Below are 16,964 nucleotides of genomic sequence, written 5' to 3'. Positions count from 1 at the left end.
AGTGAACGAAACAAGCCAAGCTCATTCCGTCAGATCCACAGCGGCGCGAACAACTCTTCTTACCGTCACACTAGGCGCCTGCATTTCACAAACACGCCCCCTTTTTTTTGGAACGGATCGCTCCCCGCGGATAATCTATTTCTGATTTACTTCGACCAGTCCGGCACCCGTTCGGCCAGCTGCTCCAATCCTCCGGTGGGAGAAGAGCCCTGGACGGACCGAGGAGCCTTCCCCGGCGAAACGTGGGCCATGAGCCGTGGAGAACGCATGAACCAGTGTCGAGCGAACAGGGAGCCGCCTGCTCGCCGGAGGGAATGGTCCTCATGCAGCGGGCGCGGCCTGAGCCGCGAAGCCACGAGCAGTCATACCGGCAGCTGCTTTCGGCTCGTGAGCCGAGAAGCGACCCCGCCGTTCACCGAGGAGGAGATTTCACTGACCACCGCAGAGATCAATGAACGGCCGACGGGAGCTCTCGCCGAGGATGTCCTGAGCCACTGGGTCAGCGGCCGTCCGCTGTCCTTCAGGCTGCCATCTCTCGGTCGCGCGGTACCGATCGCCCGGCGGCTGGCAGGGCTGTGGCTGGACGCCGAGGACGTTCGGGCCAACCATGCCCGGGACGCGGCCTTGCTCGTGATCTCCGAACTGGTCACAAATGCCCTCGAGCACTCCGACAGTGCACACATCACCGGTTGGTTGCGCCGGACCGCGGACCGGCTCCTGCTGGAGGTCCGTGATCAGGGAAAGACTTCCTCGGTGCCGCGGCTGCACCGCGCCACGCCGGACGAGGACCACGGCAGAGGCCTGGCGCTCGTTGCGGGCTACTCGCAGGAGTGGGGGATGCGGCTGAGCATGGACGGCAGCTGCTCGGTGTGGGCCGCCGTCCCGCTGTCCAGTCGGAGCACTGCCGCATGGTGACCGTTCAGGGGCGGTCGCCGGCCACGCGCCGCAGGTGCCGGTGCCCGGCCGGCAAGCCGGCTCCGGGGAGCGACGCGGTGTTCCCTGACACCACCCGCCACCGGTTGCGTCCGCCGGCGTGCGGGCGCCCGCGATCCGACCAGGCCGGACGGCACATCGGGCGTCGAACCTCAATCATCCACTGCGCACATCGTTAGGAGAACCCATGCCCAGCTCAAGCACCGAGAGCCGTGAAGTCGTCAATAGCATCATCAACTCGGTGACTCAGCTCGACCGCGACGCCCTGCGTCGCCTCGATCCCGAACGGCTCAGCGCGCAGTTCGACGCGCGTCTGGAGCTCGAGGACTACTTCCACGCGCTTTGGGAGCATTTGAAGGCCAGTGGTGAGCGCCCGGCCATCCGCACGGAATATCAGCCGCTTGCCGCTGTCCTCGATCTGCTCACGGGTTTGAGCGAAAATGTCATGTTCGCAGACTGCGTGAAACAACGGGACCTGCACCATCTGCCCCAGCGGTGACAGGCTTGTCCGGAGTCAGGTGTAAGGGGCTTCGCCCGGAGGGTGCTGCAGTCCGTGGCTGGTCGTCCGGCCCGGCTCCAGCTACGACAACGCCCTCGCGGAGAACTTCTTTGCCACGTTGAAACGCGAACCGCTCCACGGTTCACGCTGGCTGCCCCGGCCGCAGGACCGGATGGCGGTCTTCGCCCGGATGGCCTGGTACAACCGCGAGCGGCGGCACTCCGCCCTCGGCTATCGCAGCCCGGTCGACTTCGAGCGGCAGCACGTCAGGAGCGTCAATTATCTGGACTTGGCCGCATAGCAGGAAAGTGTCTACGAGATAGGGCAAATCCCGCACCCGTGTGCCGTGAGACCTCACACCTCGGCATACCGGACAACCTCCAGGGCGTCCGTCAACTCGGCCGCCACGGCGTCCTCGCTATTCGAGGCAGCGGCGGAATCGCCGATCGCGTTGGACATCGCCGCATGGATGCTGTCGGTCGCCGCGGCGATGATGTCCGCGTGGACCTGGGCCGGCTGGCAGAAGCAGGTGAGCCCCGCTCCGGCCAGGATGACGAGGGTGCGGAGGTTGTAGGTGCGAGCGCCGGCGGTGTCGCCGACGGAGTCGGCGTCGATGGCGGCTGCGTTCCTGTCGAGCGCAGCCGTGAGATCGGCGGCACACCTCGACACCTGGAGCCTGGGAGCTTCCGCTGCCCGCGCCGCGGGGGCGATGGCGAGGGCGGCGCCGGATGCGATGGCGACGGCGACGACGCTGGCGGCAAGACGAGAACGGGTCATCCGAATCCCCTCCGAAAATAAGCATTCCTGCTGGTGGGACGCCAGCAGGAACGGAACGTAATTCACCGCCAAGGGCGGGCGGCAGGGCGCGCAGACCGGCAGAGTGGTGCGAAGAATTGGCGTTCCTGCAATCGAAGGCGAATTCAGTAGTCTTCATACAACTTGGCGCTGCTCCATCCGAGCTACTATAGGGAAGACCGGAGTCCGAGGCCTGGAAGGGCGGGATGGGGAATTCGGTTAGCAATTTCCGGCGTTTCACTTGTCGCTGGTCCAGGGCTTCGGCGTAGTCGTGTGACGTCCGTTTTGTGATCATGCGAGGCCGAGGAGAACCAGCGAGCGGTGCGGATCGCGGGCGTTGCGGCAGAGCGCGGCAGCGATATTGGTGGCGTCGGACAGCTTCAGAGCGCCGATGGCCAGGTTGCGCCAGGTCGCCATCGCGCGCGGTGCGTTGCCGGTTCGCAGCTGGGGGACCTCCTCGGGCGCTGCCTGAGAGTGCTCGCGAAGCTGGTCAAGAGCGGCAGGGATCAGGGATGACGCGTCGGCAGGCACGGTCTTCCACTCGGATCACGGGGCGTAGAGAACTCCGTGATATCGGAGACCGTGCCTGTCACGTTCCCGGGGCCGCACTGTCCGACAGATCGTCACCAACCGGACGGCCTGCTTCTACACCGAAGCCCTGGGATCAGACGTAGGTGTAGCCGTTGGTGGCGGTGCTGGCGCCGCCCGCCGTGGTGACGGAGACGTTGACCGCGCCGAGCAGAGCCCCGGGGGGCGTGTAGAGCGTGAGCGTGTGGGTGCCGCCGACGGCGAAGGGCATGGAGGTGCTGCCGAACAGGACCTGCGACGTGGTCGTCGCGTCTCCGGTGGTCGTGATCGTGACGTGGGTGCCGCCGGTGAGTAATCCGGTGTTCGGAGTGATCGTCAGCGTGCCGGGGCTGGCGACGTAGGTGTATGACAGGCCGCCGAAGGTGCCCGCGGCGGTCGTGACACTGACGTTCACTGATCCGGCCGCGCCCGCCGGGGCGGTGACATTGAGCTGACCGTCGGTCTTGGAGACCACGGTCGCGGCGCTGGCGCCGAACGACACCGCGCTGGTGGTGTCCAGGCCAGAGCCGGTGATGACGACCCCGGTGCCGCTGGCCAGTGGCCCGGCCGTGGGGCTCAGCGTCGACTCCACGGGCGCCGGGATGTAGTAGAAGGGCACACCGTCGCTGACCTGACCGTTGGCGAGGACCACCGTCACATCCACCACGCCCGCCCCGGCGGGAGAGAGGCAGGTGACATGGTCGGCGCCCGCGTTGTAGGCGACGTTGGCGGCCGGAGTGTCGCCGAACAGCACCTGGCTGACGGTACTCAGGGCGTGGGCCGTGGTGCTGGTTATCGTCACGGAGGTGCGACCCCCCGTGGAGCCCTGGTTCGGGGACAGTGGCATCAGGCTCTCCCAATGGCAGGCACCGCAGTGGGGTGTACTGGTTCGGAATACAGCCAGTAGCCCAAAAGGATGCCCTTCGCCGCAAGGATGCTCACGGGAACTCAGCCAGATGGCCGAGCGCGAGAGCAACAGGTATTCCGGCGTGCGGGCTGCCTCACGCATCGATCAACGTGACAGCACCGTTTCCATGGCTGGGCCCGCTTCCACGGCGACGCGAGCGACCGGCGCCTCGACGCTTCGTCCTGCCACGCCGGTGGGGGGACAGGCTGCGGTCGCTGGTCGAGTCGAGGCTCACCGGGTTGTGTTCGGGCTTTCGGGAGCTCGGTCGGTGACGGACACTCGGGGCGCACCGCTCGGGGTGCGCTGCGGGACGGCAGTCAACGTCATACCCGGCTGATCTCCTCCGCAGCCATAAGACGGTGCTGGCGCGCTCGGCGGCCGTCAGTCCGCTCCTTCCGGTGCGGATGCGCGGTACCGGAGCCGACTCCGCGCGGGGGAGGCTGATCCGTCTCGTGATTCTGCGGTGCGGGCGAGAGGCTTGGTGGGTTGCTGGTCGTCGCGCCGGGACAGGGCTTGGTCCTCGTCCATGGCGGCCCGACACCGCGGGCGACGGGTTCTTCCCGCCGCCCAGGCTCGCGCCCCGGCGCCGGAGGTCCGGTTGGGCCGTTCCAAAGTGATCGGGCCACTGTGCTCGGCGACCGTCTGGCCTGCCCCCCTCGGAGCCCTCGGGAAGCGGGCGATGACCGCCCCGCGAGTGGTGGTGATCGACAGGTGTGGTTCGTCCAGCCGTCGGCGGATCCCCACCTCGTTACCAGCGAGACCCGGGGGGAGCAGGTAGAAGTTGCCCTCGAAGGACACGAGTCCGTGAGGATCGACCCTGCGCTGAACGCAGATGCGAGCCGGGAACGGCTTCGAGGGCAGCGGCAGCAGTGCTCGAACGTTGCAACTCGTCCGTCGGTGCCAACTGTCCGAGCGCTCGGACAGGCGGTCAAGGCTGTCCTGGGCCGCCTGCACGCTGAGTTCGTTGACCGCGGTGTTCCACCAGTGAAGGACGACGGAGCGGTGGGCGCGGACGACGGGGCTGGACGCTCTCATCTGCGGGCGGATCGCGATGGAGGCACCGTAGTGGATCGCGATCCCGTGGAAGACGGCGGTCACCTTGCCGGCCGTTGAGCAGACCGGCCGGGTCCGGTCGAATAGCCAGCGCTCGCCGGTGCCGCCGAGGCGACGCAGCACCTGGTCCAGGGCTTCCACGTAGTGCGGGAGGTCGTCGGTGTCGGCCAAGGCGGCCCGCCAGTGGCCGGATCGCGTGAGCGAACCCATGAGCAGGTGCATCTCGCGCCCGCAGTCCCATGCGACCGGCGGGGGCGGGAGCTGTACCCAGTCGAACTGCACGTCTTCGAAGATGCCGCGGCTGGGGCTGGCCCTCCCGCGGTGGCACGGTCCGCAGTGCGGCCGCGTCAGGTGCCTGCGCAGGGCGCGGGTGAAGGTCGAGTAGGCGCGGTTGTAGCCCAGCTCGACGATCTCGCTGTGGAGCACCTTCGCCTGTAGGTGCGGATCGTCCTCAAGGCGCTGCCGACAGTACGGGACGAACTGCAGGAACTCATCACAGGTCATTGTTCGAACCCCTACGCTCCGCTCTCCGTTGAGGTAGGCCCTGACCGTCTTGCGGTCACGGCCCAGGCATCGGGCGATCGCAGAGATGGACCAGCCCCGCTGGCGCAAGGCGTAAGCCTCTTTGTATTCCTCTGCACTGAGCATCCAAACCCCCTGACTATCGGACTTCGCCGCCGCAAAGCGTCTTGCATTAGCAGCGACCGCCAGGCATGGTCGAAAGATATAGCATGCAACAGAACCGCTCAAGGGGCGGAAACGTTTCTTTTTGGATATGTGATGGACAATTTCAGAGAGCGATGGGAGGTACGCCGCCGCCTTCCGCCAGAGATTGAGTCCCGACTTCGCAACATAACCTCCTTGCATTCCCGGGAATTCTTCCGAGCGATGCCGGAATTGCATATTAAAGGACGCTCGAATCGCGCGCACGCGAGGATTGGCATCGAATCGTTCGTGCGGCAGGTTCGGTGACGCCGGAACCCCGAATCACGGCGGGCGCGGGAGACGGCTCGCAGCCTCACAGCGGCAGTCGGCAGGAGACCGTCTTGGTTCCGTCGAGGTGGAAACGGTACGCCCATGCGCCGGCAATGCTCTCCACCAGAAGCAGCCCGCGTCCGCCTTCTTGACAGGCGGTTGCCCGGCGCGCCTGGGGAGCGCTCGCGGAGCGGTCTCGAATACCGATCGCGAGCCACCGCTGCTCGAGCGCGATCGTCACCCTGATCGGCTGCTCGCTATCGGTATGCCTGATCGCGTTCGTCAGAAGCTCAGTGGTCAGGAGTTCGGCGTCCTCGGTGAGGTGTGCCATCTCCCAGTGGCCGAGAATGGCCTTCACGGCATGGCGTACGGGCCGCACGCAGTGCGGCTCCGGCAACACGAGCATGGTGAGGCGTCGCCTCTGCATGTCATGCGCGCCCAGGCATGGCAGGTCTGTCGAGGTCATGGTCGTCCCCTGGTTCCCTTCCCCCGCCGAAGGCGGAATCCCGTGCCTCGCGGTCCGGCAGTGGCTTCGCGCGCCGACGGCCCGAGGTGAGCTCATGAGTGCTTCCTCAGCGGCTCGGTGTCGGCTGTGGAATCCGGTGGGGTGTCGGTGGTCAGGCCGATGCCGATGTGCTGTGCGATGCCGTCGGCGAGAGCCGCCAGAGTCGGGTGGCACGCGACGAAGTCGCCGGCGAGTCTGACGTCGAGCGAGGCTTCCAGCCGGGTTCGCAGTTCGATGCGGAGCAGGGAATCGAACCCGAGTGCATTCAGCGGGGTCTGCGGATCCAGGGTGCTGGCCCCCAGCCGGAGGACGGTGCGGATGTGTTCGGCCAGGTAGTCCTCGAGGACCGTGCGGCGGGCGAGGCCGGGTTCCGCGGCCCGCAGCTCGCGTCGGATGTCGCTCGCCGCATCCTGGCCGACCGTCTGCATCTGCATGGAGGTGTCGGGCGCCTCGGGCGTGAGGAGGGCGAACAGCGATGACGTTCGGCCGGCCGAGGGGATCCAGGTGTCCGGCGGGCCGGGGATGACGCCGGTGCGTACTCGGCTGTGGGTCAGGAGCGCCGCGAGGGCCTCGAGTCCGTCGGCGGTGGGAATGGTCTGGTAGCCGCGGGTCGCGAAGTCGGTGGCGACCCCGATTTCGCCCCAGGGGCCCCAGTTCACGGCCAACGTGGGCAGGTCCAGGGCGGTGCGCCAGCTGGCGAACGCGTCAAGCCACGCGTTGGCGGCCGAGTAAGCGCCCTGGCCCGGGTTGCCGAGCAGGGAGGCCATGGAGGAATAGAGAACGAACCAGTCGAGTGGCAGTCGGGTGGTGGCCTGGTGGAGACGCCAGGCGCCGGTGACTTTGGGACGCCAGACGCGTTCCAGCTGGTCGTCGGTGATGTTGGACACCGCGGCGTCGTCGAGGACCATCGCGGCGTGGATGACGCCGCGCAGTGTCCCGCCGTCGGCGGTGGCCTCGGCCACCAGTTGCTCGGCGATGCCGGGCTGCGCGATGTCGCCGAGCACGACGCTGATGCGGGTCCCCTGTTCGAGCAGTCCGGCAAGGACCCGTTCGGTGTCGGCCGAGGGCGGTGTGCGTCCGTTGAGTACGAGGTGGGCGGCGCCTTGGCCTGCCAGCCAGTGGGCCGTGGCGAGGCCGACGCCGCGCAGGCCTCCAGTGATGACGTAGGCGCCGTCTGCTCGCACCGGCGAGGGCGGGTCGCGCAGTACGGCGGTGGTGTGGCCTTCGCCGGGTACTGTCAGGACCAGTTTGCCGATGTGCCCGGCACCGGCCATGAAGCGAAAAGCGTCGGCGGCCTGCGCGAGCGGATAGGTCCCGCATGGCAACGGGGCCAGGCCGCCCCGGTTGAATTCGGCCAGGACCTCGCCCAGCAGCTCAGCGAAGGTGTCCGCGCGGGCGTGCTGGAGCTCGACGAGGTCGACCGTGCTCATGGTGATGTTGTGCCGTAGCGGTGCGAGACCAAGCGGGGTGTCGGCGAGGATGTCGCGTACACCCAGCTCGACGAACCTGCCGAAGGGGCGCAGCGTTTCGAGTCCGGCCCTGATGGCGTGTCCGGAGAGGGAGTTGAGGACCACGTCGACACCCTCTCCGGCGGTGGCGGCGCGGGTCTGCTCGGCGAAGTCCAGTGAGCGGGAGTCCATGATGTGCCGGATGCCCATCGCGCGCAGGTATCGGCGCTTGTCCTCGCTGCCGGCGGTGGCGAGCACTTCAGCGCCCAGGCGCTGCGCGACCGCGATCGCGGCCAGTCCTGTTCCACCGGTGGCGCTGTGGATCAGGACACGCTCGCCGCTGGTGAGCCTGGCGACGTGGCGCAGTGCGTACCAGGCGGTGAGGTAGGCGATGGGCAGCCCGGCGGCCGTCTCGGCGGACAGGCCCGCCGGGATGGGGGCGACGGCAGCGGCGGGCACGGTGGTGAACGTGGTGAAGAGGCCGCCTCCCACGTCGACGGCGAGGACTCTGTGGCCGACGCGCAGGTGCCTGACGCCCGGTCCGACGGCGGTGATCACGCCGGCGGCTTCGAAGCCGATGCGGTAGCCCGCTTCATCGTCGGTCGCCAGCATGCCCATGGCGGTGAGCACGTCGCGGAAGTTCACGCCTGCGGCGTGGAGGCGCAGTTCGACCTCGCCCGGGCCAGGAGCGCGTCGTGGAGTGGTGGTCAGGCGCAGGGCGTCGAGGTCGCCGAGCCGCCCTGCGTGGAGCTGGAAGCGGTCGGCGCCGTAGCGCACGGTGCGGGTGACGGCGGTGGCGCGTTCGGTTTCGGACAGGGGGGTGTAGGCCAGCCGGGCGATGTGGCGGGTGTCACCGCGCAGGGCGATCTCGTCCTCGGGGGGGTCGGTGAGGAGTTCGGCCGCGAGTCGGCGCAGGTCGACGTCGGCGGGATCCGCGTCGATGAGGGTCGCTCGTAGCTCGGGGTGTTCGTGTGTCAGGACGCGCACGAGTCCGCGCAGGGCGCTCTGGGCGGGGTCGGAGGGTTGCCCCGGCTCTGGATCGTGGGCGGATCGGGTGACGGCGAACAGGCGTGTGGGCGCGCTGTGCGCGATCGCGCTCTGTGCGGCGGCGAGCAGGCGGCGGGTACGGTGCAGTGCGATCGCGGCGGCGTCGTCCTCGGGCGCGGACGGCGCGGACAGGAGGACCACGGCGCATGGTGCGGGTGAGGAGTCCCAGGGTCGGGCGATGGTCTGTTTGAGCGGCTGGAGGGTGGCGCCGTCGACGGGAGCGTCGAGGACTTCGGTGCGTGCTCCGGCGCGCTCGAGGGCGTCCGCCAGTGCCCGGGCGGATCCGTCCGCCTCGCCGATGACGAGCCAGGGTCCCGGGCCGGCCGGGTCGAGGTTCTCCCGGCGCGGCACGGGCTGCCAGCGGGTTTCGAGGAACCACCGGTCGACGGTTTCCTCGGCCCGCGCGCCGTGGCGTATGAAGCGCAGTGCGTCGATCTCTACGAGGGGGTTTCCCGCCTCGTCCAGCAGCCGCACATCTCCGATGATGCTGTCCGCGGCGCAGTGGGTGAGCCGGGCGTGCGCGTAGCGGGCGTCCTCGGGGGCTGCGAGTATTCGCATGGCGTGCATCTGGACGGGCAGTACCAGGCCGTGGCCTGGTTCGTGGATCAGGCCGGCGACGACGAGCTGGGCGCACAGGTCAAGGAGGACCGGGTGAATCCGTAGGCCGTGGCGGGCGGTCCGTGCCGACTCCGGCAGCGTCACGCGAGCCCAGAAGCTGTCACCCTGGGCGGACGTGTGCAGCTCGGTGATGCCGCTGAAGGCCGGGCCGTGCTCCAGGCCCCGTGCGCGCAGACTCGCGTAGAGGGCGTGCGGATCCAGGACGACGGGGTGGTCGGCGGTCAGTCCGGCCACGGAGAACGCCGATGTCCGGGGGGCGGCGTCGATGCGACGCAGAACCGCGCTGGCCTGCCGTACCCAGGTTCCGTCCTCGTCCTGGCCGAAGACTTCGCAGTCGGCCCGGTCGGCGCCGGTCAGGGTGACGGTCGTGCCGATGGGCGTGCGGGCGTCGAGGTGCATCAGCTCGCGGAAGTGGATGTCGGCTGCTTCGACATCGTGCGCGGCACCGTGGAAGATCTCGCTGGCCGCGGTCAGGGCCAGGGCGCAATAGGCGGCGCCGGGCAGGACCGGTTGGCCGTGGACACGGTGGTCGGCCATCCAGGGCAGGACGTCGGTGCCGGTGTCGCCGCGCCAGGTGTGGCGGGGTTGCTCGCCGGGCACCTCCGTGTGTGTGCCCGGCAGGCCGGCGGGTGCGCCTTCGGCGTGCTGGGAGGCCGCTCGGGGTGGGGTGATGTCGGTCCAGTGGGGTCGACGGTTGAAGGTCAGCGCAGGTACGTCGGTCAGGCGGCCCTCGGCGTAGAGGCGGGACCAGTCGACGCCGACTCCCGCGCAGTGCAGGGCGGCGAGCTGTGTGCGAAAGGTGGTGCGGTCGTCTTCCCCCTTGCGCAGTGTCGACAGGATCACGGGTTCGTGGAGCAGGCCGGTCAGGCTCTGGGAGAGGGGGCGGGTGACGACGGCGTGGGGCGAGATCTCGAGGTACACCTGGTGGCGGTCGGCGGCGGCTGCGGCCACGGCGGCGCTGAAGCGTACGGGGCGGCGCAGGTTGGCGCACCAGTAGGCGGCGTCGAAGACCGGGGTGTCGCGGGGGTCGTCCAGGACGGTGGTGTAGAAGGGGATGGTCGGTTGGCTGGGGGTGAGCTCGGCGAGCGCGGCGGCGAGGTCCGCGAGCAGCGGGTCGACCTGGGGGCAGTGCGAGGCGACGTCGACGTCGATCATGCGTGCCACGACTCCGCGGGCCTGCCAGGTGGTGGTCAGGTGCCGGATGGCTGCCACGGTGCCGGCGACGACGGTCGAGTCGGGCGCGGCGACGACGGCCACGGACACCGTGTCGTCGCCGATGGCGGCGAGATCGTTCTCGACGGTCGCGCTGTCGAGGCCGACGCTCGCCATGGCGCCGGCTCCGGCGATGCGGGTGAGGAGAGCGGATCGTCGGCAGATGACGCGGACGCCGTCGGCCAGGGTGAGTGCTCCGGCGGTGACGGCGGCCGCGACTTCGCCCATGGAATGGCCGATGACTGCGGCCGGCTCGGTCCCGTGATCGCGCCAGGCGGCGGCCAGGGCGACCTGCAGGGCGAACAACGCGGGTTGCACGTGGCCGCAGCCGCTGACGTGTTCGCGGTCGCGGACGGCTCGCAGAACGGAGAACCCGGTTTCGGCGGTGATCAGCGCATCGGCTTCGGCCAGGGTCTCGGCGAAGGCCGGCTCGTGGTGGAGCAGGCCGTGCCCCATGCCCTGCCACTGCGAGCCCTGACCGGAGAACACCCAGACGGGACGGCGGCTGACGCCCGCGCCCACGTGGCCGCGAACGACGCCGGGGTGGGCTCGACCTGCTTCGAAGGAACGCAGGGCGTGCGTCAGGTCACGGTGGGAGTCGGCCACCACGCCGAGCCGGCCGTGCCCAGGGGAGCGGCGCAGGGCGAGGGTGTGTGCGATGTCGTGCAGCGGGGTGGCGGCTCCCTCGGTCTCCAGCCAGTGGGCCAGGCGCGCGGCGGCGGTGGGCAGTGCGTCCGGGGAGCCGGCGGCCAGGAGGAAGACGTGGGGTGAGGAGGCCTGCGCCTGCGATGACGGGGCGTCGGTGGGGACGGCGGCCGCGTGTGTGGGAGTGCCGGCGGTGGGACCGTCGGGGAGGATGACGGTGCGGCGGCGGGCGGGGGCCTGTTCGAGGATCACGTGGGCGTTGGTCCCGGAGAAGCCGAAGGAGGACACCGCGGCCAATCGCGAGGCCGTCCGGGTGGGCCAGGCGGACAGGTTGGTGGGGACGAACAGGCGGGTGCCTTCGGCGCTGATGGCCGGGTTCCACCGGGTGAAGTGCAGATTGGGCGGGACGAGCCCGCGCTGGAGGCAGAGCACTGCCTTGATCAGGCCGATGACGCCGGCCGCCGGTTCCAGGTGGCCCACGTTCGTCTTCACCGAACCCAGCGCACAGCGCCCCTGTCCTACCCCGTAGACCGCGGCCAGGCTGGAGAACTCGACGGGGTCGCCGACGGGTGTGCCGGTGCCGTGCGTTTCCACCAGGCCCACGTCGCGCGGGTCGGTTCCGGATCGGGCGAGGGCCTGGTGGTAGAGGGCCTGCTGGGCTACGGCGGAGGGCGAGGCCAGGACGTCGGAGCGGCCGTCCTGGTTGACGGCCGAGCCGCGGACCAGGGCCAGGACGCGGTCGTCGTCCCGTAGCGCGTCTTCAAGGCGTTTGAGGACGACGACGCCGCAGCCTTCGCCGCGTACGAAGCCGTCCGCGGCCGCGTCGAAGGTCCGGCAGTGACCGGTGGGCGAGAGCATTCCCATGCGGGCGAAGGACATCGTCGTCCTGGCGCCCAGCACGAGGGTGACGCCGCCGGCCAGCGCGAGATCGCACTCGTCGTTCCGCAGGGCTTGACAGGCCAGGTGGACCGCCACGAGCGAGGACGAGCACGCGGTGTCCAGCGCCACGCAAGGGCCCTGTAGGCCCAGCAGGTAGGAGATGCGCCCCGGGGCGACGCAGTGCCCGTTGGTCAGGATCGCGCCCTCGAGTTCACGGGGCTGGCCGGAGAGGGCCTCCATGTAGTCGGTGTAGCTCAGGCCCGAGAACAGTCCCGTTGAGGTTCCCGCCAGTCGCTCCGGGGGAAGTCCGGCGTGTTCGAGCGCCTCCCACGTCACTTCCAGGAGCAGCCGGTGCTGGGGGTCTAGAACGTCGGCCTCCTTGCCCGAGACCCCGAAGAAGTCGGCGTCGAAACCGGCGACGTCGCGAAGGTAGCCCCCCCACAGCGGCATCGGCCCGGCGGTGTGGGCGCCAGCCACGTGCCCCGCGCGGCTTATCGGCGGTTCGCCGACCGCGTCCTGGCCGGCTTCGAGCAGCCGCCACAGCGCGGCGGGCGAATCGATGTCGCGGGGAAGTCGGCATCCCATGCCGACGATGGCGATGTGCGCATCGGCGGCTCTCGGGTTCTCTGCGTGGCCCATCACATGGTCTCCTACGCGCTTGCGTGAACGGGGGGTGGGGAGAGCTCTCCGTCCGGCGATGTGGCCGCCGGGGGCCGGGGTCAGTCGACGTCCGAACTGCCCAGCAGGATCGCGCTCTTGACACCTCCGATCTGGTAGTTGCAGGTCAGTGCGTAGTCGAACTCCAGGTGCCGGGTGTGGAGGCCGGGGACGGGATCGAAGCAGATGTTGTCGGCCGGCTCCTCGCAGTTCGCGGTGGGGCACACCTCTCCCTGCTCCAGCATCAGGAGGGTCAGGGCGACACCCAGAGCTCCCGCCGGGGCGCCGTTGTGGCCGAAGCAGGCTTCCTGGGAGGTCATCAGGAGGTCTTCGACAGCGTCGCCGTAGAGCTGCCTGGCTGCGTTCGCCTCGAACGCGGTCACGACGACGTCGCCGTCGCTTCCGCCGTGGATGTAGGGGACCTGGCCGATGTCCCACCGGTCGCCGAGGCACTTGCGGATGGCGGCGACCAGTGACGCGCCGTTCTCGTCGCTTGCGAGCGGATTGGACAGGCCGTCGCGGGTCATACCGTGCGACAGGACCCGGCCGTAGGTGTACGCCCCGCGTTGCTGGGCACGGTCGCGGCTTTCCAGCACCAGGGTCACCGATCCCTCCCCGTGGTTCACGCAGTCGGCCCGCCGGTCGTAGGGCCTCATGATCCGGTCGAAGGCCGGGAGGAGTTCGGGCATGCCGTCGACGCGGATGGAATCGTAGGCACGCTGGGCACCGTGCAGCAGACGCTGGACGTTCTGGATCACATCCACACCGAACACGTCGACGCCGGTGACGACGGCGAGGTCGATGTCACCGTCCGCGATCATGCGGCGGGCGTTGCCGATCTGGACGGCGGAGGACGCACAGCCGCACGAGACGGTGAAGCAGGGGCCGGTCGTGCGCATCAGCGCCCCTTGGACCAGTGCCACGTCAGAAGGGGTGAGTCCCTGCTGAGCCCTGACGAACAGCTCCATCGCCTGGTTCGGGGTGGTGGTGCGTGCGTCGGCGTGCAGGACTTCGAGGTAGCTGGAGACGTTGGCATCGATGCCCCCGCGCCCGACCAGGACGGCGGCGTCGGTGAGGTCACCGTCTCGGATGCTCAGTTGGGCGTCCGCGCAGGCTTCCACGAGGGACACCAGCCCATAGCGGTGCGCGTTGGTGTAGTGCTGGGAGAAGATGCCCGGCACGTCCGGCAGGCGCTCCGCGAAGGCCGTGTCCGGCAGATCGACGGAGCCGTAGTAGACGCCGTGGTGCTTCAGGCACGAGCGGCCGTTGGCGGCCACGTCCCAGAGTTCGTCCGCGGTGAACAGCGGCTGCTCCTCGCCCGGCAGGCAGAACCCCATGCCGGTGACCATGGTGTCCCGCCCGCCGGTGGCGCCTCGTGGGCGCGCGCTGGAGGGCCTGCTCACGACGCGTACCCGAGAGTGCGGGGCGGACGCTCTTTCCGTACCGGTGCGGGAAGGTTGCTGATCATTGCTCACCTCGGGGTGTGGGGATGGGGTGATGCGGGACGGCGCCGCGTTGGTGTGCGGCTGCTGGGACCCGGCGCCGGCGTCGGATGCGGGGGGAGACGGTGACGGGCGCTACTCGGCGATGGCGGTTCGATACGACCACCGGTAGACCCGCATCAGTACGCCCCCGACGTCTTTGAATTCCTGCGTGATCTCGAAGTGCTCATAGCCGTTTCCGCGAGGAATCTTCAACCGATCCTCAATACTTCCAGATTCCAATTCCCGGATCTCAGGAATGTCACTCGGGCCGCCCTTGAGGAAGACGAGCAGACAGTGGGACGTGACACTCACCTCACCCATTCAAAACCGCTAAATAATTCTTCGAGGAGGATCAAGCATCCGATTGACGGCGCACACCCTGAATACCCGCAGGGAAGGCCGGTCAACCCAGGAATCTCAACAGCGCATGAAGTGCGATAGGGGCGCACGCGCATCGCAGTCCACAGGGGTGCCAGCCGTGATGTTATCTGAATAAAGCCCAGCCGAGAATCACTGGAAAGAATAAATACGAAGACTTCGCCACGCTCTCCCGGTTGCGCCATGCCATTGGCATAGCTGCAGGTCAGACGGCTATCTTGGCCGATTTCCGCAGGTTTCATCCCCAGTTTCCGGGCGCTCTCGGCACGATTCCTGCCCGGATCCTCGAGAACTCTTCGACGGTCGTCCGGGAAGGCACTCGCTCGCGCTCACCTAAAATGCCCAGCGGCAAGTCTTTTGTCGTTACCGGCCCCCTCCGGCGAGGCGTCGAAGAGATTTCGCGCCCCCGATGCGGACTTTGCTCCCACCTTTAGCAAATTCCCTATTGCCACCCAATGGCGCCCGAACCTACCGTGAGTGAAACGCCTCGTCGACTTGGCCACAATGGCCTTGTCCGGCGTTCGGAAATCGGAAAAGAGGAATCCTATGTCCCCGATTCTCCTCGCGCTCGTCCCCTCGCAGGGTCCGACGACCGGGGGTAACCCCGTGCTCCTGGTCGGCGCCGGACTGACCGGCGCGACGGCGGTCCTGTTCGGCGCCACCCCCGCGCTCAGCTTCACCGTCCAGTTCGACGGGGCCATCACGGCTGTCGCCCCGCCCGGGACCGGGACGGTCCCGGTCACGGTGGTCACGTCGTCCGGCACCAGCAACAACCTCAGCTACACCTACCAGCTGCCGGCCCCGCCGACCATCCTCGCGCTCGTGCCGCCGATCGGCCTGGCCATGGGTGGCCTGCCCGTCCTCATCGTGGGTCACGGCCTGTCCGGCGCGACGTCGGTCCTGTTCGGCGCCACCAACGCCACGAACTTCACCGTGCTGGGCGACGGCGCCGTCCTGGCCGTCTCCCCGCCCGGAACCGGAACCGTCCCCGTCACGGTGGTCACGCCCGCCGGCACCAGCAACGGTTCCTCCTACACCTACCTGTAGGACGGCGGCCGACCGCCGGTCCGTGCGCGACATGATCCGGCGGGATGAGAACAGTGAGCTCCGACAGCGGCCGCGCTGTCGGAGCTCACTGCTTGTCGGACGCTCGGTCGGGGGCGGGATTCCGATGTCCGCGCCGCTCTCGGAAGAGGAGGCGACCCTAGATCGCCGGTGGGGCGGTGTAGGTGTAGGCGAGGCTGTTGCTGGTGCCGCCGGGGGTGGTCACCGTCACCTGCACCGTGCCCGAGCCCGCCGGCGCCGTGGCGACCAGGTAGCTGTCCGACACGACGGTGAAGGCGGCCGGAGCGGACCCGAAGGTGACCGCGGTGGCGGCGCTCAGCCCGCTCCCCGCCAGCGTGACCGTGGTCCCACCCGAGGTCGGCCCCGCCGTAGGAACCACACTCACCAGTTGGGGAACGGGAACGTAGGTGAACGCGACACCGTTGCTGGTTCCTCCAGGCGTCGTCACCGTCACCAGCACCGTGCCCGAGCCCGCCGGCACCGTCGCGGTAATCTGCGTCGCCGACACCACCGTGAACGACGTGGCGGCGACGGCACCGAACCGCACCGCCGTCGCCCCCAGCAGATTGCTTCCTGTGAGGGTGACGGTGGTTCCGCCGAGAACAGGCCCTTCGTCGGGGACCACGGCGGTGAGCTGGGGGTTGCTCAGGTAGTAGTAGGGCACGGGGAGGCTGGTGCCACCGGCCGTGGTGACGGTGACGCCGGACGGCCCGGGCCCTCCGGCTGGCACCGTCGCCGTGATCTGCGTCGCCGACACCACCGTGAACAACGTGGCGGCGACGGCACCGAACCGCACCGCCGTCACCCCCGTGAACCCGCTGCCCGTCAGCGTCACCGTATTGCCACCGGACGCCGGCCCCTGGGGCGGGACGATCGTGGTCACCACCGGTGGGGCGGTGTAGGTGTAGGCGAGGCTGTTGCTGGTGCCGCCGGGGGTGGTCACCGTCACCTGCACCGTGCCCGAGCCCGCCGGCGCCGTGGCGACCAGGTAGCTGTCCGACACGACGGTGAAGGCGGCCGGAGCGGACCCGAAGGTGACCGCGGTGGCGGCGCTCAGCCCGCTCCCCGCCAGCGTGACCGTGGTCCCACCCGAGGTCGGCCCCGCCGTAGGAACCACACTCACCAGTTGGGGAACGGGAACGTAGGTGAACGCGACACCGTTGCTGGTTCCTCCAGGCGTCGTCACCGTCACCAGCACCGTGCCCGAGCCCGCCGGCACCGTCGCGATGATCTGCGTCGCCGACACCACCGTGAACGACGAGGCCGCAACGGCACCGAACCGCACCGCCGACGCCCC

Annotated in this window: 13 protein-coding genes; 4 read left to right on the top strand and 9 right to left on the bottom strand. The window is 69.0% G+C overall.

Features of this window, described 5'->3' with window-relative positions; translation table 11 throughout:
- Window positions 1-387: 387 nt before the first annotated feature.
- The 3 genes from ACIOJE_RS28990 (at window position 388) to ACIOJE_RS28980 (ending at window position 1,733) form a co-directional block, all read left to right on the top strand.
- A complete protein-coding gene (locus ACIOJE_RS28990; RefSeq protein ID WP_400780081.1) occupies window positions 388-915 on the top strand; it encodes an ATP-binding protein in 528 nt (175 codons plus the stop codon).
- A 205-nt stretch (window positions 916-1,120) separates the two neighbouring features.
- A complete protein-coding gene (locus tag ACIOJE_RS28985) occupies window positions 1,121-1,432 on the top strand; it encodes a hypothetical protein (protein WP_400780079.1) in 312 nt (103 codons plus the stop codon).
- A gap of 58 nt (window positions 1,433-1,490) precedes the next feature.
- The gene (locus ACIOJE_RS28980) at window positions 1,491-1,733 is read left to right on the top strand and encodes an integrase core domain-containing protein (protein ID WP_400780141.1); all 243 of its coding nucleotides are present in this window, start codon (window positions 1,491-1,493) and stop codon (window positions 1,731-1,733) included.
- Between the two features lie 53 nt (window positions 1,734-1,786).
- Here the strand turns inward: ACIOJE_RS28980 and ACIOJE_RS28975 are convergent, their stop codons facing one another.
- The 8 genes from ACIOJE_RS28975 to ACIOJE_RS28940 all read right to left on the bottom strand — a co-directional run bounded on the left by ACIOJE_RS28975 (window position 1,787) and on the right by ACIOJE_RS28940 (window position 14,536).
- Window positions 1,787-2,209, bottom strand: a complete 423-nt coding sequence (locus ACIOJE_RS28975; RefSeq protein ID WP_400780077.1) for a hypothetical protein — start codon at window positions 2,207-2,209, stop codon at window positions 1,787-1,789.
- Window positions 2,210-2,518: 309 nt separating this feature from the next.
- Window positions 2,519-2,758 carry a hypothetical protein gene (locus tag ACIOJE_RS28970; protein ID WP_280685493.1) on the bottom strand — a complete coding sequence of 80 codons (240 nt, stop codon included), beginning with the start codon at window positions 2,756-2,758 and terminating at the stop codon, window positions 2,519-2,521.
- 133 nt (window positions 2,759-2,891) lie between these two features.
- Complete coding sequence (locus ACIOJE_RS28965; RefSeq protein WP_280685492.1) at window positions 2,892-3,641, bottom strand: IPT/TIG domain-containing protein; 750 nt, start codon at window positions 3,639-3,641, stop codon at window positions 2,892-2,894.
- A 441-nt stretch (window positions 3,642-4,082) separates the two neighbouring features.
- A complete protein-coding gene (locus ACIOJE_RS28960) occupies window positions 4,083-5,402 on the bottom strand; it encodes a Mu transposase domain-containing protein (RefSeq protein WP_280685491.1) in 1,320 nt (439 codons plus the stop codon).
- Window positions 5,403-5,772: 370 nt separating this feature from the next.
- Entirely contained in the window at window positions 5,773-6,195 is a 423-nt protein-coding gene (locus tag ACIOJE_RS28955; RefSeq protein ID WP_280685490.1) for an ATP-binding protein, read from the bottom strand.
- A 92-nt stretch (window positions 6,196-6,287) separates the two neighbouring features.
- On the bottom strand, window positions 6,288-12,722 hold the full coding sequence (locus tag ACIOJE_RS28950) for an SDR family NAD(P)-dependent oxidoreductase (protein ID WP_400780074.1): 6,435 nt from the start codon (window positions 12,720-12,722) through the stop codon (window positions 6,288-6,290).
- 80 nt (window positions 12,723-12,802) lie between these two features.
- A complete protein-coding gene (locus ACIOJE_RS28945; protein ID WP_280685541.1) occupies window positions 12,803-14,089 on the bottom strand; it encodes a beta-ketoacyl synthase N-terminal-like domain-containing protein in 1,287 nt (428 codons plus the stop codon).
- 228 nt (window positions 14,090-14,317) lie between these two features.
- Window positions 14,318-14,536, bottom strand: a complete 219-nt coding sequence (locus tag ACIOJE_RS28940) for a DUF5988 family protein (RefSeq protein WP_400780072.1) — start codon at window positions 14,534-14,536, stop codon at window positions 14,318-14,320.
- A gap of 612 nt (window positions 14,537-15,148) precedes the next feature.
- On the opposite strand from ACIOJE_RS28940, the gene ACIOJE_RS28935 reads away from it, so the two are divergent.
- Window positions 15,149-15,649, top strand: coding sequence for an IPT/TIG domain-containing protein (locus ACIOJE_RS28935; RefSeq protein ID WP_280685487.1), 501 nt, complete (start codon window positions 15,149-15,151; stop codon window positions 15,647-15,649).
- Between the two features lie 157 nt (window positions 15,650-15,806).
- Here ACIOJE_RS28935 and ACIOJE_RS28930 read toward each other — a convergent pair whose 3' ends face one another.
- Window positions 15,807-16,790: an IPT/TIG domain-containing protein gene (locus ACIOJE_RS28930; RefSeq protein WP_400780070.1), complete on the bottom strand. Its 984-nt coding sequence runs from the start codon at window positions 16,788-16,790 to the stop codon at window positions 15,807-15,809.
- Window positions 16,791-16,964: the final 174 nt, after the last annotated feature.

It is taken from the genome of Kitasatospora sp. NPDC087861 (genome assembly GCF_044742585.1).
GTDB lineage: Bacteria > Actinomycetota > Actinomycetes > Streptomycetales > Streptomycetaceae > Kitasatospora.
This window is presented reverse-complemented; position numbering and strand designations above follow the sequence as displayed.